Source organism: Stenotrophomonas sp. SKA14 (assembly GCF_000158575.1).
Lineage (GTDB): Bacteria > Pseudomonadota > Gammaproteobacteria > Xanthomonadales > Xanthomonadaceae > Stenotrophomonas > Stenotrophomonas forensis.
In genome coordinates this window covers 796,172-815,844 of sequence record NZ_DS999412.1, presented here as the reverse complement: position 1 = coordinate 815,844, position 19,673 = coordinate 796,172, and the positions used below count along the sequence as shown (strand labels likewise).

Below are 19,673 nucleotides of genomic sequence, written 5' to 3'. Positions count from 1 at the left end.
GCCGCGGCGCAGGCCACGGCACGGGAAGGCTCACAGGCCCTTGGCGGCCTGGGCGACGGCGCGGAACAGTGCGCGGCCCTTGTTCATCGTCTCGTCCCATTCCTTGTCCGGGTCCGAGTCGTAGACGATGCCGGCGCCGGCCTGCACGTACAGGCGGCCGTCCTTGATCACCGCGGTGCGGATCGCAATCGCGGTATCGGCATCGCCATGCCAGCCGATGTAGCCGATGCTGCCGGCATAGACATTGCGCTTGATCGGTTCCAGCTCGCGGATCACTTCCAGCGCACGGATCTTCGGCGCGCCGCTGACCGTACCGGCCGGGAAGGTGGCACGCAGCACGTCGGCATAGCTCAGGCCCGGCTGCAGCTGCCCGGTCACTTCGCTGACGATGTGCATGACGTGGCTGTAGCGTTCGATCACGAACTGCTCGCCCACTTCCACGGTGCCGGCCTTCGATACGCGACCGGCGTCGTTGCGGCCGAGGTCGATCAGCATCAGGTGCTCGGCGCGCTCCTTCGGATCTGCCAGCAGCTCGGCTTCCAGCGCCAGGTCCTGCTCGACGGTGGCACCGCGCGGACGGGTACCGGCGATCGGACGCACGGTGACTTCGCCGTCCTGCAGGCGTACCAGGATTTCCGGCGAAGAACCGACCACCTGCAGGTCGCCGACATCGAGGAAATACATGTACGGCGAAGGATTCAGTGCACGCAGCGCGCGGTACACATCCACCGGGCGCGCCTTGAACGGCACGCTCAGGCGCTGGCTGAGCACCACCTGGAAGATGTCGCCGGCACGGATGTATTCCTTGCTGCGCTGGACCGCATCGACGAAGCCCTCGCGGGTGAAACCGGAAACGAAATCGGATTCGTCCAGCACGTCGCTGTTGAGCGGTGCCGGATAGCCCGCGCCCGGCGCGCGCAGCTTCGCGGTCAGTGCATCCAGGCGCGCCTGTGCCTGCTCGAAGGCGCCGTCGACGCGCGGGTCGGCATGCACGATCAGGTACAGGCGGCCCTTGAGGTTGTCGAACACCGCCAGTTCGTTGGAATCGAGCAGCAGGATGTCCGGGGTGCCCAGCTCATCGCGGCCGGCCGGCGGTGCCAGGCGCGGTTCGATGTAGCCGATGCACTCGAAGCCAAACCAGCCGACCAGGCCACCGGTGAAGCCCGGCAGGCCGTCCAGCTTGGGCACCGAGTGGGCGCTGCGCAGCGCCTCGACCTCGGCGAATGGGTCGGCCACTTCGCGGGTTTCAACCACCTGGCCGTCCTCGCGCACGGTCAGCGTGTGGCCGTGGAAGGCGTACACGCGGCGCGCCGGCAGGCCGATGATCGAGTAACGACCAAAGCGCTCGCCGCCTTCGACGGATTCAAACAGGTAGGTATTGGGGCCGTCGGCGAGCTTCAGATAGACCGAAAGCGGCGTGTCCAGGTCGGACAGCACTTCGCGGACAACGGGGATGTGGGTGTGGCCTTCAGCGGCCTGCAGCTGAAACTGAGCGTGCGAGTTCAAGACGACTTTCCTTCCGGGACACAGCGTTATGGGGGCGGACGACGGCAACGGGCCACCATCGCCACCAACGGCGTGCGGAAGAAAGGGTATGCGGGGTCGTCAGGCTGGACACCCCTTGACTGTATCGCAGCAAGGGCGGGAGGGGAACCCTGCGAAACTGAACCACGCGATGCCCGGGTCGGCCAGGGAGACCGGCGCTACGGCCCGACGTCGAGGCCGGAGACTCCGCCCAGCAACGGGCAGCCGGCCGGCAGATGCATCCGTACCCTGCCCGGCACGCACTCGATGCGGAACTGGCGGGCCTGCACCGGTTCACCGTCCAGGTTGAGCGTCAACGGACGCTCGGATGCGATCTGCAGCCACGGCAATCGCGCGCGCGTGGCCAGCTGTTCCAGCGCGGCCTGGGTGCCCGACTTCAGCATCTGGCCCAACGTGGTGGTCACCTCGCCTTCCAGCTCCGGCAGCACCGTCACATCCAGCAACCCGTCATCGATCAGAGCCTGCGGGCACAGCTGCTGGCCGCCACCGGCCTGCCGACCGTTGCCGATGCCCAGTGCGATGAAATCGCCTTCCCAGGCGAAATCGGGGCCCGACAGGCGCGCCCTGATCGGCTCGATCCGCCCGAGCTTGGCGATGCCGGTGATCACATAGGCCAGCCCACCCAGCATCTTCTTCAGGCCAGCATCGGTTTCCACGGTGACCTGCGTACCGAAGCCCCCGCTGGCGAGATTGGCGCACCACCAGGGCGTGCCATCGGCGTCCACGCGCAGCAGATCGATGGCGTGCGGCGGCGCCTGCCCGATCAACGCGAAGGCATCCTTCGGTTCGGTCGGGATACCGGCCGATGTGGCGAAATCGTTGGCGGTTCCCATCGGGATCAGCGCCAGCGAGGGCAGCGCATCGGCAGGTTCCTCGCGATGCGCCAGCGTTTCCGCCACCGCGCTGAGCGTGCCGTCGCCACCGGCGGCAACGATCACGTCCACGCCGTGGTCGATCGCTTCGGCCACGTAGCGTTCGGCGTCACCGTCCTCCCAGGTCACCCGCACGTCCAGCTGCACGCCCTGCCCACGCCAATGCCCGACCGCATCGCGCAGCTCGTCGTTGCCTGCGGATTTTCCGTTGAGGATCAGGCGCCAGCGCGGGATGGTCATGCAGTGCTTCCGGTGCGGGGGTGGCACAGGCTAGCAATGCGCTGTTTGTCCGCAGTGAATGTCACGCAGATGTCATTCAGCTACCGGAGAATGGAAGGCCATAGCAGGGACGACGGATGGAGGCAGGATCAGCCTCCCACGCATGCAGCAGGGCCACGCCAGTGATTGGCGTGGTCTTTTTTTTGGAGTTCTCAGGGAGTGCGAACCAAGGTTCGCACCCACCCAACTGGGGTTTGCCCCCACGAGCCTCAGCCGTTGGCGAAATCGTGCAGCGCCTCGCCCTGCAACCGGTACACGGTCCACTCGTCCTGCGGCGTGGCGCCAGCGGCGGTGTAGAACTCGATGGCCGGGGTATTCCAGTCCAGCACTGACCATTCGAAACGACCGCAACCTTCGGCCACGGCCTGGCGTGCGATGTACTTCAGCAGCGCCTTGCCGGCGCCGGCGCCGCGCTTTTCCTGGCTGACGTACAGGTCTTCCAGGTAGATGCCCTTGCGGCCCAGCCAGGTGGAATAGTTGTAGAAATACACCGCGTAGCCGATCGCTTCGCCGTCGGCTTCGCAGATCAGCGCGCGGGCCGTCGCATCAGCACCGAACAGGCTCTCGGCGATGCCGATCTCATCGGTCTGCACCGAATGCTCGGCCTTCTCGTAGATGGCCAGCTCGCGGATGAAATGCAGGATCAGGCCCGCATCGGCGACGGTGGCCGGGCGGATGTTCAACAGTGCCATGAGCGGAAAAAAGGGGACGGAGGGAATTAAGCGAGCTTAATCCCCTCCGTCCCCTTTTTGTCAGCGCGCTGCAGCGACATTCGCGCGCATCTGCGCGATCACGTCCTGGTAGCTGGTCCTGGCGTTGAAGATGGCCGAGCCGGCCACGAAGGTGTCGGCGCCGGCGGCGGCGATCTCGCCGATGTTGTCGGCCTTCACGCCACCGTCGATCTCCAGGCGGATGTCCTTGCCGCTGGCATCGATCATCTTGCGCACCACGCGCAGCTTGTCCAGCGCCGAGGGGATGAAGGCCTGGCCGCCAAAGCCCGGGTTGACCGACATCAGCAGCACCAGGTCCAGGTCATCCAGCACCCAGTCGAGGATGTCCACCGGGGTGGCCGGATTGAGCACGATGCCCGGCTTGCAGCCCAGCGAGCGGATCAGCTGGATGGTGCGATGCACGTGGCGGCTGGCCTCCGGATGGAAGCTGATGTAGGTGGCACCGGCCTCGGCGAAATCCGGAATGATGCGGTCCACCGGCTCGACCATCAGGTGCACGTCGATCGGCGCGGTCACGCCATGCTTGCGCAGGGCCTGGCAGACCATCGGGCCGATCGTCAGGTTCGGCACGTAATGGTTGTCCATCACGTCGAAGTGGACCCAGTCAGCGCCCGCGGCAAGGACGTTGTCGACTTCCTCGCCGAGGCGGGCGAAGTTGGCGGACAGGATGGAGGGGGCGATGAGGCAGTTGGACATGGCCGGGCCTTGCAACGAGGGGAAAGAGGGTCAGCGCTTGCGCAGGGTCTTGATGCGGTCGTAGGCGGCATTGATCCGCCGCGACTTCTGTTCGGCCTGCTGCTGCAGCTCGGGGGCGGCGCCGCCAAGCTTGTCGGGGTGGTACTGGGAGATCAGCTTGCGGTAGGCACGCTCGATCTCGGCATCGGTGGCCTCGGAGGTCAGCCCCAGCTCCCGGTACGGGTTCTCCTTGTTCAGGCGGAACCAGTCCGAATCGAAGGCGTGGCCGATCAACAGGCCGACCACCGCGCCGAACAGCGGATTGGGCCGGAACAGCAGGGCGCCGGCGATGAATCCGAGCAGTTTTCCGTACCAGCGCATGGCGCTCCGGGGTCGACCGACGAAATGGACGCTCATTTTACGTCACAGCGGGCCCGGACGGCTTTACACTAGGCCGCCCGCTGGCCAGCGGGCCCGCCGGGTCCGCTGGGCAGCCGTATCGACAACGCCCCAGGAGTGCCCGTGCCAACCACGCTGTTGCAATCCGATCTCCCCGGCCTGCCCTTGCGCCATCGCGGCAAGGTGCGTGATGTGTTCGATATCCCGCGCGAGCGGCTGCCTGCCGGGACCCCGCCGGGCGACTACTTGTTGATGGTCGCCACCGATCGCCTCTCGGCGTTCGATGTGGTGCTGCCCGATCCGATCCCGGGCAAGGGCGAGATGCTCTGCCAGGTCTCCAACTTCTGGTTCGCCAAGACCGCGCACCTGATGCCCAACCACCTGACCGGCATCGACGTGGCCAGCGTGCTGCCCGAGGGCGTGGACCCGGCCCTGTACGCCAAGCGCGCGGTGGTCACCCGCAAGCTGAAGCCGGTGCCGGTGGAAGCGATCGCCCGCGGCTACCTGATCGGCAGCGGCTGGAAGGACTACCAGCGCACCGGCAAGGTCAGCGGCATCGACCTGCCCGATGGCCTGCGCCAGGCCGAGCAGCTGCCCGAGCCGATCTTCACCCCCTCGACCAAGGCCGCCGTCGGCGACCATGACGAGAACATCGATTTCGATGCGATGGTGAAGCAGGTGGGTGCGGACCTGGCCGAGCGCGTGCGCGACGCCACCCTGCGCATCTACAAGTTCGCCGCCGATTACGCCCGCGAGCGCGGCATCATCCTGGCCGACACCAAGTTCGAGTTCGGTACCGACGCCGATGGCCGCCTGTACATCATGGACGAGATGCTGACGCCGGATTCCTCGCGTTACTGGCCGGCCGACGAGTACGAAGTGGGCACCAGCCCGCCGAGCTACGACAAGCAGTTCGTGCGCGATTACCTGGAGACGCTGGACTGGGGCAAGACCGCCCCGGGCCCTAGCATCCCGGCCGAAATCATCGAGCGCACCCGCGCCAAGTACGCCGAGGCGCTGCAGCGCCTGGCCGGGATCAGCGTCGACTGATCCCCCTGCGCCCCGGCCGGAAAGGCCGGGGGCGTTCTGAATGCGGTAGTGCCGGCCGCTGGGCGGCAACCTCGCGAGCCTGCAGCCAGGCATGGCCTGGCTCTACTGCCGGTTGCCTGGGGTAGTGCCGGCCGCTGGCCGGCAACCTCGCGAACTCGGCTATGCTCTGGATTGCCGGCCAGCGGCCGGCACTACCGTTGTCCGAGGAAGCAACGCAGCATGCAGACCACCACCCAGCTTGCGCGGCCGATCGACCGCTACTTCGCCAGCTACTCCGACGACCACCGCAATGTGATCAACCAGCGCATCCACGTAGTGGCAGTACCGGCCATCCTCTGGTCGGTGGTGGCCCTGCTGTGGTGCCTGCCGCCACTGATCACCTGGTTCCAGTACGGCATCTGGTCGGCGTTCGCGATGTTCAGCGCCTGGTGCTTCTACAACAAGCTGTCGCGCCCGCTGGGTATCGGCATGCTCATCCAGTTCTTCGTGTTCGGCTGCCTGTGCCGCCTGCTGGAGGCCGAGATCGGCCTGCACAACCTGTTCTGGCTGGCCGTGGGCGTGTTCGTGGTGGCGTGGGTCGCGCAGTTCATCGGTCACAAGTTCGAGGGCCGCAAGCCCAGCTTCCTGACCGACCTGACCTACCTGCTGATCGGCCCGGCCTGGGTGATGGCCAAGTTCTACCGCAAGCTCGACTGGCGCTACTGAGGTGCCGGTGGCCGGCGGCGGCCGTCGTTTCCTGAACGGGCAGATCCCGTCACCCGCACTCGACGGCGGCCCTGCCAGCCTGCGCCGGTGACCCGCTCCCCACTTCCCGCCCGTCGACGGCAGCCCCTGTGCGACAGGGCCTGCGGTCTCCCTGCGTGGGCGTAGGGTGTCCCCCGAGGGCAGCCCGGGAGGAGAGGCAGGAACGCAATGTTGCGCCGCAGAAAAAATGAATCAGCGAACGTTACATGCAATTGATCGCTGTTCGATGGGTTTCGGCGACATTTCGCAGCCTGTTATCCTCCCTGACCTGCTCGTGAATCATGGATTCCCTGCATGCTCCCCAGCCTGCCCCTGCTGCTGGCCCTGCCCTTCCTGATGGCAGCGGCCGTTGCGGCCTTCCCCCGTAGTTCGCGCTCGACTGCTGCCTGGCTGGCGGCGCTGGCACCGTTGGGCGGGCTGGCCATCCTCGGCTGGCTGACCCCGTCCGTACTCGATGGCCAGGTGGTGCGCACGATGGTGCCCTGGCTGCCGCAGATCGGGCTGGACTTCACCCTGCGCCTGGACGGGCTGGCCTGGATGTTCGCCGGGCTGGTGCTGGGCATCGGCGCGCTGGTGGTGCTGTATGCGCGCTACTACCTGAGCCAGCAGGACAGCGCGCACCGCTTCTACTGCTACCTGCTGCTGTTCATGGGCGCCATGCTGGGCATGGTGCTGTCGGGCAACCTGCTGTTGCTGATGATCTTCTGGGAAATGACCAGCATCAGCTCGTTCCTGCTGATCGGTTTCTGGTCGCACCGCCAGGATGCCCGCGAAGGCGCGCGCATGGCGCTGGTGATCACCGGCGGCGGCGGCCTTGCCCTGCTCGGTGGCGTGCTGCTGATCGGCCGCATCGTCGGCAGCTTCGACCTGGACGTAGTGCTGGCTGCCGGCGAGCAGATCCGCGCCAGCGCGCTGTACCCCTACGCGCTGTTCCTGGTGCTGGCCGGCATCTTCACCAAGAGTGCGCAGTTCCCGTTCCACTTCTGGCTGCCGCACGCGATGGCGGCGCCGACCCCGGTCTCGGCCTACCTGCACTCGGCCACCATGGTGAAGGCCGGCGTGTTCCTGCTGGCGCGCCTGCACCCGGCGCTGGCCGGCAGCGATCTGTTCTTCTACACGGTCAGCGGCATCGGCGCGCTGACCCTGCTGATCGGCGCCTGGAACGCGATCTTCCAGCACGACCTGAAGGGCCTGCTGGCCTATTCGACGATCTCGCACCTGGGCCTGATCACCCTGCTGTTCGGCCTGTCCACGCCGATGGCGGTGGTGGCCGGCGTGTTCCACATCCTCAACCACGCCACCTTCAAGGCCTCGCTGTTCATGGCCGCCGGCATCATCGACCACGAGACCGGCACCCGTGACATGCGCAAGCTGGGCGGGCTGCGCAGGCTGATGCCGTTCACCAGTGCGCTGGCGATCATCGCTTCGCTGGCGATGGCCGGCATTCCGCTGCTCAACGGCTTCCTGTCCAAGGAAATGCTGTTCGCCGAAGCGATCACTGCGGGCGGCCCGGGCACCATGCGTACGGCGGTGTCGATCGCCGCGCTGCTGGCCGGTGTGTTCGGCGTGGCCTACAGCCTGCGCTTCGTGCACGACACCTTCTTCGGCCCCGGCCCGCACGACCTGGACCGGGTGCCGCACGAGCCGCCGCGCTGGATGAAGGTGCCGGTGGAACTGCTGGTGGTGATCTGCATCGCGGTAGGCGTGGCCCCGGCGCTGACCGTGGCACCGGTACTGCATGCCGCCGCCGCGTCGATCCTCGGCCCGGCGATGCCCGAGTACAGCCTGGCGGTGTGGCACGGCTTCAACCTGCCGCTGGCGATGAGCGCGATCGGCGTGGTTGGTGGCGTGGCGCTGTACTTCGGCCTGCGCAAACTGATCAACCTGCACGGCGTGACCAACGTCAGCACCGGTCGCAACGTGTTCCATGCACAGCTGGATGCGGTGTCCGCGCTGGCCATGCGCCTGACCAACGGCATCGCCAACGGCAGCCTGCAGCGCATGCTGCTGGGCCTGGTGCTGGTGGCGATCGTGGTCGCTGCGGCGCCGTTCGTGGCCAACCCGGCCTCGCCGAACTGGACCGCACCGCAGCCGATCCCGCTGCTGGGCTGGGCGCTGTGGCTGGTGATGATGGCCTGTGCGGTGGCCACCCTGCGCGTCTACAAGCAACGCCTGCTGGCGGTGCTGCTGGTCGGCGGCGTCGGCCTGATGGTGGCGCTGACCTTCGTGTTCCTGTCCGCGCCCGACCTGGCCCTGACCCAGCTGCTGGTGGAGATGGTCACCCTGGTGCTGATGCTGCTGGGCATGAACTACCTGCCTGCGCAATCCGGGCCGGAGCGACCGCGCTGGCGCAAGCGCCGCGATGCGGTGATCGCCATCCTCGCCGGTGGCGGCCTCGGCGCGCTGGCCTATTCGGCGATGACCCTGCCGCCGAACACCATGGCCGGCGAACTGCTGGGCCGGGCGCTGCCCGAGGCGTATGGCCAGAACGTGGTCAACGTGATCCTGGTCGACTTCCGCGGCTTCGATACCTTCGGCGAGATCACCGTGTTCGGCATCGCCGCACTGGTGGTGCATGCGCTGCTGCGGCGCACGCGGATGGCACCGGAGCAGATCATGCCCGGCCCGCCGATCAAGCTGCCGGTGCCGGCCGACCTGGCGCAGATCATGTTCCCGCTGACCCTGACCGTGTCGATCTTCCTGTTCCTGCGCGGCCACAACGCGCCGGGTGGTGGCTTCATCGCCGGCCTGGTGCTGGCGGTGCCGCTGCTGATCCAGTACGTGATCCAGGGCACCGCGTCGGTGGAATCGCGCTTCGGCTTCGATTACATCCGCTGCATCGGCATGGGCCTGCTGATCGCCCTGCTCAGCGGCAGCGCCTCGATGCTGTTCGGCGTGCCGTTCCTGACCAGCGGCCACCTCGATCTGCACCTGCCGCTGATCGGCGACGTACCGCTGGCCAGCGCGATCGGCTTCGACATCGGCGTCTACCTGGTGGTGTTCGGCGGCGCCATGCTGATGCTGTCGATGATGGGCACGATCAAGCCATCGCGCACCCGTACCGCCCGCAAGGGCGAGATCGACCTGCAACGCCGTTCGGCACGCACCGGGGAGATGCACTGATGGAACTGGCCCTGGCTACCGCGATCGGCGTGCTGACCGCGATCGGCATCTACCTGCTGCTGCGTGCGCGCAGCTTCGATGTGATTCTCGGCATGACCTTCCTGTCCTACGCGACCAACCTGCTGATCTTCGCCGGTGGCCGCGTGGTGCTGGGCAAGGCGCCGGTACTGCAGGAGGGCGTGGACAGCCACCTCGGCAACTACACCGACCCGCTGCCGCAGGCACTGGTGCTCACTGCCATCGTCATCGCGTTTGCGATGACCGCGGTGAGCATCGTGCTGGCCATGCGCAGCCGCAGCGACAACCACAGCGACCACGTGGACGCCTACGAGCCGGATGACGATCTGCAGGATGAGGGCATTTCGCCGCGCCAGGGTGAGGACCGCGCATGAACCATCTGGTGATCCTGCCGATCCTGATTCCGCTGTTGGGTGCTGCGCTGTCGCTGTTCGTCGAACACCGCCGCTATGGCCCCAGGGTGCAGCGCGCGGTGGCCTGGACCTCGCTGTCGGCGCTGGCCCTGGCGGTGGGCCTGCTGTTCGCCACCACCGCCAGCGGTGAGATCAACGTCTACCTGCTGGGCGACTGGCCGTCACGGCTGGGCATCGCACTGGTGGCCGACCGGCTGTCGGCGTGGATGCTGCTGACCACCCTGCTGCTGGCCATCCCCTGCCTGCTGCATGCCTGCTCGGGCTGGGACCGCCGCGCGCCGCACTTCCATGCGCTGTTCCAGTTCCAGCTGGTCGGCCTCAACGGCGCCTTCCTGACCGGCGACATCTTCAACCTGTTCGTGTTCTTCGAGGTGATGCTGATCGCCTCCTACGGCCTGCTGCTCAGCGGCGGCCGTGGCCTGCGCATGCGCATCGGCCTGCACTACGTGGTGTTCAACGTCACCGCCTCGACCCTGTTCCTGATCGCGCTGGGCCTGCTGTATGCCTCGCTGGGCTCGTTGAACATGGCCGAGCTGTCGCAGCGCATCGCCGAGGTGCCGCCGGCGCAGCTGACCCTGGTCAAGGCGACGATGGGCTTGTTGCTGCTGGTGTTCTGCGCCAAGGCCGCGCTGATGCCGCTCTACCTGTGGCTGCCGGAAGCCTATTCACGTGCACCAGCGGCGGTGGCCGCGCTGTTCGCGATCATGACCAAGGTCGGCCTCTACGCGGTGCTGCGCATCCAGATGCTGTGGTTCGGCGACGACGCCGGTGCGATGGCCGGCTACGGCCGCGACTGGCTGCTGTGGGCCGGCGTGGCGACGCTGGTGCTCGGTGGCCTCGGTGCATTGGCCGCGACCCGCCTGCGCGTGCTGATCTCGTACCTGGTGATCGTCTCGGCGGCCACGCTGTTCATCGCCTTCGCCGTGGGTACGCCACAGGTGCTCTCCGCCGGCCTGTACTACCTGCCGCACAGCAGCTTCGTGGCCGCCGCGCTGTTCCTGATTGCCGACCTGATCCGCCGTCGCCGCGGTGGCGCCAGCGACCGCAAGGAAGTGGTCGCGCCGATGCCGGGCAAGGAAACGCCGGCGGTGCTGTTCCTGATCGGCGCGGTGTCGGTGGCCGGCCTGCCGCCGCTGTCCGGCTTCCTGGCCAAGGCCGCCCTGCTGGCCGGCATGCCGGCGCAGTACACCGGTCCGGTGTGGACCGCGGTGCTGGTCAGCAGCCTGCTGGTGATCATGGGCCTGACCCGTGGCGGCATCCGCCTGTTCTGGCGCGTGCCGCCGGTCGATCCGGAGGCGCCGCCGCCACGCAAGGCACGGCTGCGCCGGGTCGAGCTGTATGCCGCCTGCATCCTGCTGGCCTACGGCATCGGCATGACCCTGGCCGCCGCGCCGTTGATGCGCTACACCGACGCCACCGCCGCACAGCTGCTGCACCCCAGCGAGTACGTGCAGCAGCTGCGCGCGACCACGCCGGAGATCCGCCAGCCATGACCGCCCAGCGCTCCCTGTTCCGCCGCATCATTCCCTCGCCGATGCTCAGCATCATGGTGGTGGCGTTCTGGCTGCTGATGTCCGACAGCTTCACCCTCGGCCAGATCGTGCTGGGGCTGGTGCTGGGCGTGGTGGTGCCCCTGTTCGCCGCACGCCTGGACCGCGAGTTCGCCCGCATCGGCACGTTGCGACCGCTGCCGAAACTGCTGTGCGTGACCCTGTGGGACATCCTGATGTCCAACATCCGCGTGGCCATCCAGGTGCTGGGCCCGGAGAAGAACATCCGCCCAGGCTTCATCTGGCTGCCGCTGGACATCGCCAACATCCACGGTATCGCCGCACTGACCAGCATGATCACGCTGACCCCCGGCACGGTCTCGGCCGTGCTCAGCGACGACCGCAGGTTCCTGATGGTGCATGTGCTGCACCTGGAGGACCCGCAGGACCTGATAGACACGATCAAGCGACGTTACGAAGCCCCGTTGATGGAGATCTTCCCATGACTGGATTCCAGATCATCCAGACCACGCTGGTGGTGTGCATGCACGTGGTCGGCCTGGCCATGCTGCTGGCCACCTGGCGCCTGCTGCGCGGCCCGACCGTGCCCGACCGCATCCTGGCGCTGGACACCCTGTCGGTGACCGCCATCGCCGAGCTGATGCTGTTCGGCATGTACCTGAACTCCGCGATCTACTTCGAAGCCGCGCTGGTCATCGCCATGCTCGGCTTCGGCAGCACCGTGGTGCTGAGCAAGTTCGTGCTGCGCCGGGACATCGTCGAATGATCACCGCGATCCAGATCGGCCTGTCGATCCTGCTGCTGTTCGGCTGCTTCTTCATCCTGGTCGGGGCACTGGGCCTGGTGAAGCTGTCCACGTTCTTCAAGCGCCTGCATGCCCCCACCAAGGCCAGCACGCTGGGCGTGGGCTGCGTGCTGGTGTGTTCGGTGTGCTACCACATCTTCCTCGGCCAGGACCCGCAGCCACGTGAGCTGCTGATCACCGTGTTCCTGTTCATCACCGCGCCGATCAGCGCACACATGATGGCCAAGGCCGCGCTGTCGCTGCTGATGGAGAAGCGTCCCAGCCTGCCGGGCAACGAACCGGCCGCCGAGGAGCAGCTGCCGCCGCCGGAACCGGTGCGGGAAGAAGAAACCACACAGAAACGGTAGTGCCGGCCGCTGACCGGCAACCGCAAGGTTCCGTAAGGCAACGAGGTTGCCGGCCAGCGGCCGGCACTACCTCACGGTGCGGCCACCAGCAGCACTTCCAGCACCAGCCAGCCCACGAACGCGACCAGCAGGATCGCGCCTTCGCCGCGGTTGATCTTCAGGTCACCACGCAGCATCGGGTACAGCACCAGGGCGAACGCCAGCAGCGCCGGCAGTTCCAGGCGCACGAACGAGGCCGGCAGCGCCAGCGGCTGCAGCATGGCCATCGCACCGATCACCAGCAGCAGGTTGACCGCGCTGGACCCCAGCACATGCCCCAGCACCATGTCGCCATGACCGCGACGCGCGGCGGCGATGGCGGCAGCCACCTCCGGAAGCGCGGTACCGATGGCCACCGGCAGCAGGCCGACCAGCAGTGGCGTCCAGCCCAGCGCGGTTCCGAAATCAGCCGCCGCACCGACCACCAGGCGTGCGCCCCAGTACAGGGTCAATGCGGCAATCAGCACGCGCAGGACGTTCAACGGCAGGCTGGTGCGGCTCAGCGCGGACTCGGCGATGGCCGCCTGCACCTCGGCGCTCTCGCGGCGGCCACGGCGCAGCAGCACGACCTGCATGACGATGAAGCCGGCGACCAGCACGCCGCCTTCCCAGCGCGCCAGCCGGCCGTCGAGGCCGAACAGGATCAGCAGCGCAGCGGCCGCCAGCAGCGACCACCACAGCACCGTCTGCAGGCGCGCGCGCAGCAGCAACGGTGCGGCGATCGCCGCCAGGGCCAGGGTCAAGCCCAGGTTGACGATGCTGCTGCCCACCGCATTACCCAATGCCAACTCGGGTTGGCCGACCGCCAACGCCCGCGCGTTGACCGCCAATTCCGGCAACGAGGTGGTCACCCCAAGCAGCAGCAGGCCGGCGGTGAACGGGCTGGCCCCGAAGCGCTGGGCCAGGCCGGACACGGCCTTGACGATGGAGTCCCCGCCCAGCGCCAGCAGCAGCAGGCCGAGCAGGAACCAGGCAATGGCAATGGCGATCATCGAGCACTCCCCCAGCGGTCGTGGCGCGATTCTACGCTGGCCCCGCGCGCGTGGCTGGGCCGTGGATCAAGGATCAGCCACAGCCTTCCACGTAATCGACCTGCGGAGTCTTTCCGACCCGCCATGCGCCGACCTTACCGTCGGCACCCAGCGCGAAGTCGATCACCGCATCGCCTTCCTGCGCCGGGCGCACACGCAGGTGCTGGGCCTTCTCGTCGTATTTGTCAGGGCCGACATCGGCGCGCTCGGGGTACAGCACCTGCAGCTCGCCCAGGGTCATGCCGACCTTGCCGCCGCCCGGTGCGATGATCGCGGCGCTGCGCACGTCATAGCGCACCAGCTTGCGGCCTTCGATCATCAGGCGCGGATCCTCGGCGTCCTGCGGACGCAGGAAGTAGCAGCCATCGTTGCTGTCGTCAGCCGGCAGCGGCTTGCCGGCCGCATCGGTGCCGAGCCCCTGCAGCGGCGTTCCAAATCCCGTGCGGACCTCGGCGATGGTGGCGCCCAGCGTCGCACCGGCGAAGCCGTCCAGGCGCGCCGGCCCCTGTTGCGCAGGCTGGGCGGGCGCGGGGGCCGGGGCAGCGGTGGCACCTGCGCTGGGTGGCACGCTGCTACCGGCGGCGGCAGGGGCCTCGGCACTGCGGTTGCAGGCGGTGAGCGAAAGCAGCAACAGACCAGCAATCGGGAGGTGCTTCATCGGTGCGGTTCCCTGGCACGAAGGTGGCTGCACGCTAGCGCAATGCGCGTGCAGGCGCTGCATTGTCATCGCGGTTTCATCGCCTTCGTTCAGGCTCGGCCTGCACCGACTCGCCAGTCCCTTCCAATGCAACCGCGCAAGACCGATCTCGCCCGAACCGCGCTGCAGGCCCACCGCGCGCCGCTGGACATGCGCCAGCGCCGGCTGCTGATCCTGTGCGACGGCCAGCGCACTGTCGCCGAGCTGACCGACCTGCTCGGCCAGGAAGCGCCGGCCATGGTGATCCAGCTGGTGCAGAGCGGTTACCTGGACACCGGGCCGACCATAGCACCGCTGCCAGCGCCCGCAGTACCGGTCGCACAGCCCGCTACGCCACCGGCCCCGACGCCCATCACGGCCAGCGCGCCCGCACCAGCGCCCACGGCGCCGGTCGAACGCCGCCGCTCGCTGGTGGCCGCGCGCATCTATGTACTGGGCATCCTGGAAATGCAGCGCCACCCGCAGGCGGCGGCGCTGTTCCGCGACCTGCAGCAGGCGCGTGCGGAAGACGAGGTACTGCAGCGGCTGCAGTCGGCGATGCAGATGCTGCCCGGACTGACCTCGGACGGCTACTGCCAGCGCGTGCGGCAGCGCCTGCTGGAGGCACTGCCGCTGGAGCATTGCGACGCCTTCGCCGAAGCCGCGTAAGCGCAGGTTCCGGCGGGAATCATCCACGCATGGCGTGGATCTACGGCTTCACATCCCGACCGCCTTTCGGTAGATCCACGCCATGCGTGGATGCGATCAGGGTCCGTGCCGACCAAGAGCGGCAACCGGTAGATCCACGCCGTGCGTGGATGCGGTCAGGATCCATGCCGACCAAGGTCGGCACCTACCAAGAGCGGCAACCGGTAGATCCACGCCATGCGTGGATGCGGTCAGCGTCCGTGCCGACCAAGGTCGGCACCTACCAAGAGCGGCAACCGGTAGATCCACGCCGTGCGTGGATGCGGTCAGGATCCGTGCCGACCAAGGTCGGCACCTACCAAGCTAGCGGGACGGCCGGAAGTTGTTGCGCAGGCCGTTCCAGCACTGCTGGTAATCGCCCTGGCGATGGCCGGCGGCCAGCGCCTGCGCAGTCGGGCGGATCACCGCACGGGTCTCGAACATGAAGGCCATGGTGTCCTTGATCACGTCCGCCTTCGACAGGTCCGCATTGGAGGCCTTGTCGAAGGTCGGTGCATCGGGGCCGTGACCGCTCATGCAGTTGTGCAGCGATGCGCCACCCGGCACGAAGCCTTCGGCCTTGGCGTCGTAGGCGCCATGTACCAGGCCCATGAACTCGCTGGCGATGTTGCGGTGGAACCACGGCGGGCGGAACGTGTTCTGTGCCACCAGCCAACGCGGCGGGAAGATCGCGAAGTCCATGTTGCTGGTGCCCGGCGTGTCGCTGGGCGAATGCAGCACCAGGAAGATCGACGGATCCGGGTGGTCATAGCTGATCGAGCCGATGGTGTTGAAGCGGCGCAGATCGTAGCGGTACGGCGCGTAGTTGCCATGCCAGGCCACCACGTCCAGCGGCGAATGGTCGATCGGGGCCCGCCACAGGCGACCGTCGAACTTTGCGATCAGTTCGAAATCACCGTCCACGTCCTCGAACGCCGCGTGCGGCGTCTCGAAGTCGCGCGGGTTGGCCAGGCCGTTGGAGCCGATCGGGCCGAGGTCGGGCAGCTTCAGCAGCGCGCCGTAGTTCTCGCAGATGTAGCCACGGCTCGGGCCGTCGGGCAGCTCCACCCGGAAGCGCACGCCACGCGGGATCACCGCGATCTGCTGCGGCTCGATCTCGATCACGCCCATCTCGGTCAGCAGGCGCAGCGCGCCCAGCTGCGGCACGATCAGCAGCTCGCCATCGGCGTCGTAGAAGTAGCGGCCGGCCATGTCGCGGTTGGCCGCGTACAGATGGATGCCGACGCCGGCATGCGCATCGGGCGAGCCGTTGCCACCCATCGTGTACAGGCCTTCGACGAAGTCGGTCGGCTGTTCCGGCAGCGGCAGCGGGCTCCAGCGCAGCTGGTTCGGCGAGGCCGGCTGTGCGCCGAAATCACACTGCAGCTGCGACTGCGCGAACGGGGTGAACTCGCCATGGGTGACCGCCGGGCGGATCCGGTACAACCAGCTGCGGCGGTTGCTGCCGCGTGGCGCGGTGAAAGCGGTGCCGGTCAGCTGTTCGGCATACAGGCCGTGGGCCACCTTCTGCGGCGAATTCTGCCCGACCGGCAGTGCGCCGGCCACGGCCTCGGTGGCGAATTCGTTGCCGAAACCGGACTGGTAGCCGCGGGCGGTGAGGGCGGGGGACATGGAAACTCCAGAGATTGCCGGCCAGCGGCCGGCACTACCATGTGGACAGGCAATGTCGGCGGGAGGCCGACATTGCCTGCAGACCTTACAGCACGCCGCGGCGGATCTGGTCGCGCTCGATGCTCTCGAACAGCGCGGTGAAGTTGCCTTCGCCGAAGCCTTCGTTGCCCTTGCGCTGGATGATCTCGAAGAAGATCGGGCCGATGCAGTTCTGGGTGAAGATCTGCAGCAGCTTGCGCTGGTGGGTTTCCGGATCGGCGTCGATCAGGATCTTGTTCTTCGCCAGGCGCGCGACGTCTTCACCGTGGTTCGGCACGCGCTGGTCGATCACGTCGAAGTAGGTCTCCGGCGTGTCGAGGAAGTCCACGCCCTGCGCGCGCATCGCTTCGACGGTTTCGTAGATGTTCTCGGTAAAGCAGGCGATGTGCTGGATGCCCTCGCCCTTGTACGCGTCCAGGTACTCGTTGATCTGGCTCTTCGGGTCGGACGATTCGTTCAGCGGGATGCGCACGATGCCGTCCGGCGCGGTCATCGCCTTGGACACCAGGCCGGTCTTCAGGCCCTTGATGTCGAAGTAGCGGATCTCGCGGAAGTTGAACAGGCGCTCGTAGTAGTCCGACCACTGCTGCATGTTGCCGAAGTACAGGTTGTGGGTCAGGTGGTCGATGAAGGTCAGGCCGAAGCCGACCGGGTGCAGGTCGGTGCCGGCGATCTGCTCGTAGTCACCGTCGAAGATGCTGCCGGCGCTGCCATAGCGGTCGACCAGGTACAGCATGCAGTCGCCGATGCCCTTGATGACCGGCGCGTTGACCGCCTTGCTGTCCGGCTTGAAGGCGATGGCTTCGGCGCCGTTGCCCAGTGCGGTCTGGTAGACCTCCTGGCCCGGCTTCTTGAACCGGATGGCGAAGCCGCAGGCGCACGGACCATGCTTTTCGGCGAAGTCGGCGGCGAACGAATCGGGGTCTTCATTGACCAGGAAGTTGACGTCGCCCTGGCGATAGACGGTAATCGGACGCTGCTTGTGCTTGAGCACCGCGCTGAAGCCCATCTTCCGGAAGTACTCGTGCAGCTCCTGGCCACGGCCGGCCGGGGCGGCGAATTCGACGAACTCGAAGCCGTCGATGCCCATCGGGTTCTCGAAGGTGGTGACCTGCATGCCGGGGTTGGGGTGCGAGGCGGTCGGGACTGCGGTATTCATGGCGTGGCTCCGAATCGGTACCGCATCGGTACAAACCAGGTGCGGGCAGGTAGGGACCCGGCGAGAATGCAGGGTCTGGACCTACCCCTTATAGTTACACTTGAAACCACCAGCAAGGTGCACCGCAACATGAGCCCCGAACCCGCCTCGACCCGCCTGCGTGCCTCGCACGTCCTGCTCGACCTGGAACAGTTCCTGCCCTACCGGCTGAGCGTGCTGTCCAACCGGGTCAGCGGCAACATCGCCAAGCTATACGGTGATCGTTACGGCCTGGCGATCCCCGAGTGGCGGGTCATCACCATTCTGGCGCTGTACCCGGGTTCGTCGGCCAGCGAGGTGTCCGACCGCACGGCGATGGACAAGGTGGCGGTCAGCCGTGCCGTGGCCCGCCTGCTGGAGCGCGGCTTCATCAAGCGCGAGACCCACGGCGACGACCGCCGGCGTTCGGTGCTGGCGCTGTCGGCAGCCGGCTTCGAGGTGTACGAGACCATCGCGCCGATGGTGATCGAGATCACCCGCAAGCTGATGTCGGTGCTGAGCGAGGAGGAGGAGCAGGTGCTGGAAAAGCTGATCCTGCGCCTGGCCGGCGAGGGCCTGGAGCGGATGGGCGAAGGGGTGTAAGCAAAAAGGGGACGGAGGGGATTAAGTCGTTTCAGGCACACGTGTGCTGATTGCGGCTTAATCCCCTCCGTCCCCTTTTTCAGCTCAGGTGCTTGCGCCGCGCGTGGATCCACGGCACTGCCAGCGCCGCGATGGCGCCGCCGGCGAAGCCGAGCGAGGCGGCGACGGTGGCCGCTTCTACCGCCCCCGGCAGTGCCAGCGCGGCAGCCACCAGCAGCAGTGACGGCAAGCCGACGAAGGTACCCAGGAAGAAGTGCCAACGCGGCGACCAGGTGTTGAGCTGCAGCAGGCTGACCGGCTGCCAGGCTTCGGATGCGGCGTCTTCGGCGATCTTCGCCACCACCTTGCCCAGATCCAATTCCGGCAGCGCGCGGCCGAGGCGAGCGGTCGCCAGCAGTTCGGCCACGGCGTCCACCGGCGGGAAGCTGGATGGCCACGCGGCCGGTGCAGGCACGCCGTAGGCGGTCAGCAACGGCACGCTCAGCCACGGCGCCACCAGTGGGCGCATGCGGCGTCGGCCATGCACGCACCAGATCTGCGGCTGGCCGTGCGCGGTGACGCTGTACAGCGCCAGTTCGTTGGCCAGCGGATAACCGAGCATGGTCACCCGTGCGGCCAAGCTGTCCTGGCCCATCGCACGCAGGAAGCCGGGGCGGCTGCGCCCTTCCTGCATCCACGCCAGGCCCAGCGCACCCACCAGGTACGCCTCGGCCACGTCCTTGCTGCCGGCGGTGGCGCGCTCGTCACTGGCCAGGTACCAGGCCAGTGACTTCGGTTCGGACACATCATCCAGCCCCCAACGGCTGTCATCGCCCAGCACGTGGCGCACCGGCAGCCGCGCCGGGGCGGTCTCGCCCCGCTCGCCCGGCTGCAGGAACGGCAGCACGCCCTGGATGAAGGTGGACAGCTCGATCGCGCGCACGCCATGGCCCTGCCATTCCGGCGGCAGCAACCCGGCCAGCTGGCCCTCGGCGGCCAGCGCGTCCAGTCGCGATTTCTGCTCGACCAGCTTCTGCACCGCACCCTTCAGCACCACGTTGTCGGGCAGCGCGATCTGCGGCAGGCGGTGGCGCGGGGGGGCCAGTTCGACAGTTTCCTGGCCGATGCCCGCGTCATCCAGCAGCGCCTCCTGCGGCGGCAGGGTCACGCCGTCGCCTGCCCCAGCGTCGGCCAGGTCGCTGGCAGCTTCGGGCAATCGTTCGGCGTGGTCGCTGTGCATGGGGCGTTCCGGTAGGTTGTGTCGACGGAGCGTCGACTGAGGTCCTTGCCGGTAACGG

Annotated in this window: 20 protein-coding genes; 10 read left to right on the top strand and 10 right to left on the bottom strand. The window is 67.4% G+C overall.

Annotated elements, in window-relative coordinates:
* Positions 1–30: 30 nt before the first annotated feature.
* The 5 genes from trpE to SSKA14_RS03680 form a co-directional block, all read right to left on the bottom strand.
* Positions 31–1,506 carry an anthranilate synthase component I gene (gene trpE, locus SSKA14_RS03700; protein ID WP_008267401.1) on the bottom strand — a complete coding sequence of 492 codons (1,476 nt, stop codon included), beginning with the start codon at positions 1,504–1,506 and terminating at the stop codon, positions 31–33.
* Between the two features lie 197 nt (positions 1,507–1,703).
* Positions 1,704–2,657: a lipid kinase YegS gene (gene yegS / locus SSKA14_RS03695; protein WP_008266759.1), complete on the bottom strand. Its 954-nt coding sequence runs from the start codon at positions 2,655–2,657 to the stop codon at positions 1,704–1,706.
* A gap of 248 nt (positions 2,658–2,905) precedes the next feature.
* The gene (locus SSKA14_RS03690; RefSeq protein WP_008267507.1) at positions 2,906–3,388 is read right to left on the bottom strand and encodes a GNAT family N-acetyltransferase; all 483 of its coding nucleotides are present in this window, start codon (positions 3,386–3,388) and stop codon (positions 2,906–2,908) included.
* A gap of 60 nt (positions 3,389–3,448) precedes the next feature.
* Positions 3,449–4,123: a ribulose-phosphate 3-epimerase gene (gene rpe / locus SSKA14_RS03685; RefSeq protein WP_040006972.1), complete on the bottom strand. Its 675-nt coding sequence runs from the start codon at positions 4,121–4,123 to the stop codon at positions 3,449–3,451.
* Positions 4,124–4,153: 30 nt separating this feature from the next.
* Positions 4,154–4,483, bottom strand: coding sequence for a DnaJ domain-containing protein (locus SSKA14_RS03680; protein WP_008265098.1), 330 nt, complete (start codon positions 4,481–4,483; stop codon positions 4,154–4,156).
* Between the two features lie 141 nt (positions 4,484–4,624).
* Between SSKA14_RS03680 and SSKA14_RS03675 the strand changes: the two genes are divergently transcribed.
* The 8 genes from SSKA14_RS03675 (at position 4,625) to SSKA14_RS03640 (ending at position 12,512) form a co-directional block, all read left to right on the top strand.
* Complete coding sequence (locus SSKA14_RS03675; protein ID WP_008266180.1) at positions 4,625–5,551, top strand: phosphoribosylaminoimidazolesuccinocarboxamide synthase; 927 nt, start codon at positions 4,625–4,627, stop codon at positions 5,549–5,551.
* A gap of 219 nt (positions 5,552–5,770) precedes the next feature.
* Positions 5,771–6,256 carry an Mpo1-like protein gene (locus SSKA14_RS03670; RefSeq protein ID WP_008265608.1) on the top strand — a complete coding sequence of 162 codons (486 nt, stop codon included), beginning with the start codon at positions 5,771–5,773 and terminating at the stop codon, positions 6,254–6,256.
* A 333-nt stretch (positions 6,257–6,589) separates the two neighbouring features.
* Positions 6,590–9,418, top strand: coding sequence for a monovalent cation/H+ antiporter subunit A (locus tag SSKA14_RS03665; RefSeq protein ID WP_008264592.1), 2,829 nt, complete (start codon positions 6,590–6,592; stop codon positions 9,416–9,418).
* Positions 9,418–9,810, top strand: a complete 393-nt coding sequence (locus SSKA14_RS03660) for a Na+/H+ antiporter subunit C (protein ID WP_008266861.1) — start codon at positions 9,418–9,420, stop codon at positions 9,808–9,810. Before SSKA14_RS03665 ends, SSKA14_RS03660 begins: the two co-directional genes overlap by 1 nt.
* The gene (locus SSKA14_RS03655; RefSeq protein ID WP_008266484.1) at positions 9,807–11,342 is read left to right on the top strand and encodes a monovalent cation/H+ antiporter subunit D; all 1,536 of its coding nucleotides are present in this window, start codon (positions 9,807–9,809) and stop codon (positions 11,340–11,342) included. The genes SSKA14_RS03660 and SSKA14_RS03655 overlap by 4 nt, the downstream gene beginning before the upstream one ends.
* Positions 11,339–11,845 (top strand): Na+/H+ antiporter subunit E, encoded by a 507-nt coding sequence (locus SSKA14_RS03650; protein ID WP_008268238.1) that lies wholly within the window; start codon positions 11,339–11,341, stop codon positions 11,843–11,845. The genes SSKA14_RS03655 and SSKA14_RS03650 overlap by 4 nt, the downstream gene beginning before the upstream one ends.
* Positions 11,842–12,126, top strand: a complete 285-nt coding sequence (locus tag SSKA14_RS03645) for a K+/H+ antiporter subunit F (protein ID WP_006399171.1) — start codon at positions 11,842–11,844, stop codon at positions 12,124–12,126. Before SSKA14_RS03650 ends, SSKA14_RS03645 begins: the two co-directional genes overlap by 4 nt.
* Positions 12,123–12,512: a Na+/H+ antiporter subunit G gene (locus tag SSKA14_RS03640; protein ID WP_008266226.1), complete on the top strand. Its 390-nt coding sequence runs from the start codon at positions 12,123–12,125 to the stop codon at positions 12,510–12,512. The genes SSKA14_RS03645 and SSKA14_RS03640 overlap by 4 nt, the downstream gene beginning before the upstream one ends.
* 71 nt (positions 12,513–12,583) lie before the next feature.
* Here SSKA14_RS03640 and SSKA14_RS03635 read toward each other — a convergent pair whose 3' ends face one another.
* Positions 12,584–13,543: a sodium:calcium antiporter gene (locus SSKA14_RS03635; RefSeq protein WP_008264532.1), complete on the bottom strand. Its 960-nt coding sequence runs from the start codon at positions 13,541–13,543 to the stop codon at positions 12,584–12,586.
* A 73-nt stretch (positions 13,544–13,616) separates the two neighbouring features.
* On the bottom strand, positions 13,617–14,240 hold the full coding sequence (locus SSKA14_RS03630; RefSeq protein ID WP_040006971.1) for a hypothetical protein: 624 nt from the start codon (positions 14,238–14,240) through the stop codon (positions 13,617–13,619).
* Between the two features lie 126 nt (positions 14,241–14,366).
* Between SSKA14_RS03630 and SSKA14_RS03625 the strand changes: the two genes are divergently transcribed.
* Entirely contained in the window at positions 14,367–14,927 is a 561-nt protein-coding gene (locus SSKA14_RS03625; protein ID WP_040006970.1) for a hypothetical protein, read from the top strand.
* Positions 14,928–15,269: 342 nt separating this feature from the next.
* Here SSKA14_RS03625 and hmgA read toward each other — a convergent pair whose 3' ends face one another.
* Positions 15,270–16,577, bottom strand: a complete 1,308-nt coding sequence (hmgA, locus tag SSKA14_RS03620; protein WP_008264475.1) for a homogentisate 1,2-dioxygenase — start codon at positions 16,575–16,577, stop codon at positions 15,270–15,272.
* Between the two features lie 85 nt (positions 16,578–16,662).
* A complete protein-coding gene (gene hppD / locus SSKA14_RS03615) occupies positions 16,663–17,775 on the bottom strand; it encodes a 4-hydroxyphenylpyruvate dioxygenase (RefSeq protein ID WP_008264994.1) in 1,113 nt (370 codons plus the stop codon).
* Between the two features lie 129 nt (positions 17,776–17,904).
* On the opposite strand from hppD, the gene SSKA14_RS03610 reads away from it, so the two are divergent.
* Entirely contained in the window at positions 17,905–18,396 is a 492-nt protein-coding gene (locus tag SSKA14_RS03610; protein WP_040006969.1) for a MarR family winged helix-turn-helix transcriptional regulator, read from the top strand.
* A gap of 79 nt (positions 18,397–18,475) precedes the next feature.
* On the opposite strand, the gene SSKA14_RS03605 is transcribed toward SSKA14_RS03610, so the two are convergent.
* A complete protein-coding gene (locus SSKA14_RS03605) occupies positions 18,476–19,615 on the bottom strand; it encodes a hypothetical protein (protein ID WP_008267922.1) in 1,140 nt (379 codons plus the stop codon).
* Positions 19,616–19,673: the final 58 nt, after the last annotated feature.

Coding starts and splice junctions, on each gene's coding strand:
- SSKA14_RS03635 (WP_008264532.1), bottom strand. CDS start 13,543: ATGATCGCCATTGCCATTGCCTGGTTCCTGCTCGGCCTGCTGCTGCTG.
- SSKA14_RS03605 (WP_008267922.1), bottom strand. CDS start 19,615: ATGCACAGCGACCACGCCGAACGATTGCCCGAAGCTGCCAGCGACCTG.
- SSKA14_RS03665 (WP_008264592.1), top strand. CDS start 6,590: ATGCTCCCCAGCCTGCCCCTGCTGCTGGCCCTGCCCTTCCTGATGGCA.
- SSKA14_RS03630 (WP_040006971.1), bottom strand. CDS start 14,240: ATGAAGCACCTCCCGATTGCTGGTCTGTTGCTGCTTTCGCTCACCGCC.
- SSKA14_RS03660 (WP_008266861.1), top strand. CDS start 9,418: ATGGAACTGGCCCTGGCTACCGCGATCGGCGTGCTGACCGCGATCGGC.
- SSKA14_RS03650 (WP_008268238.1), top strand. CDS start 11,339: ATGACCGCCCAGCGCTCCCTGTTCCGCCGCATCATTCCCTCGCCGATG.
- SSKA14_RS03655 (WP_008266484.1), top strand. CDS start 9,807: ATGAACCATCTGGTGATCCTGCCGATCCTGATTCCGCTGTTGGGTGCT.
- SSKA14_RS03625 (WP_040006970.1), top strand. CDS start 14,367: ATGCAACCGCGCAAGACCGATCTCGCCCGAACCGCGCTGCAGGCCCAC.
- hppD (WP_008264994.1), bottom strand. CDS start 17,775: ATGAATACCGCAGTCCCGACCGCCTCGCACCCCAACCCCGGCATGCAG.
- rpe (WP_040006972.1), bottom strand. CDS start 4,123: ATGTCCAACTGCCTCATCGCCCCCTCCATCCTGTCCGCCAACTTCGCC.
- SSKA14_RS03680 (WP_008265098.1), bottom strand. CDS start 4,483: ATGCGCTGGTACGGAAAACTGCTCGGATTCATCGCCGGCGCCCTGCTG.
- SSKA14_RS03645 (WP_006399171.1), top strand. CDS start 11,842: ATGACTGGATTCCAGATCATCCAGACCACGCTGGTGGTGTGCATGCAC.
- SSKA14_RS03640 (WP_008266226.1), top strand. CDS start 12,123: ATGATCACCGCGATCCAGATCGGCCTGTCGATCCTGCTGCTGTTCGGC.
- SSKA14_RS03690 (WP_008267507.1), bottom strand. CDS start 3,388: ATGGCACTGTTGAACATCCGCCCGGCCACCGTCGCCGATGCGGGCCTG.
- yegS (WP_008266759.1), bottom strand. CDS start 2,657: ATGACCATCCCGCGCTGGCGCCTGATCCTCAACGGAAAATCCGCAGGC.
- hmgA (WP_008264475.1), bottom strand. CDS start 16,577: ATGTCCCCCGCCCTCACCGCCCGCGGCTACCAGTCCGGTTTCGGCAAC.
- SSKA14_RS03610 (WP_040006969.1), top strand. CDS start 17,905: ATGAGCCCCGAACCCGCCTCGACCCGCCTGCGTGCCTCGCACGTCCTG.
- SSKA14_RS03670 (WP_008265608.1), top strand. CDS start 5,771: ATGCAGACCACCACCCAGCTTGCGCGGCCGATCGACCGCTACTTCGCC.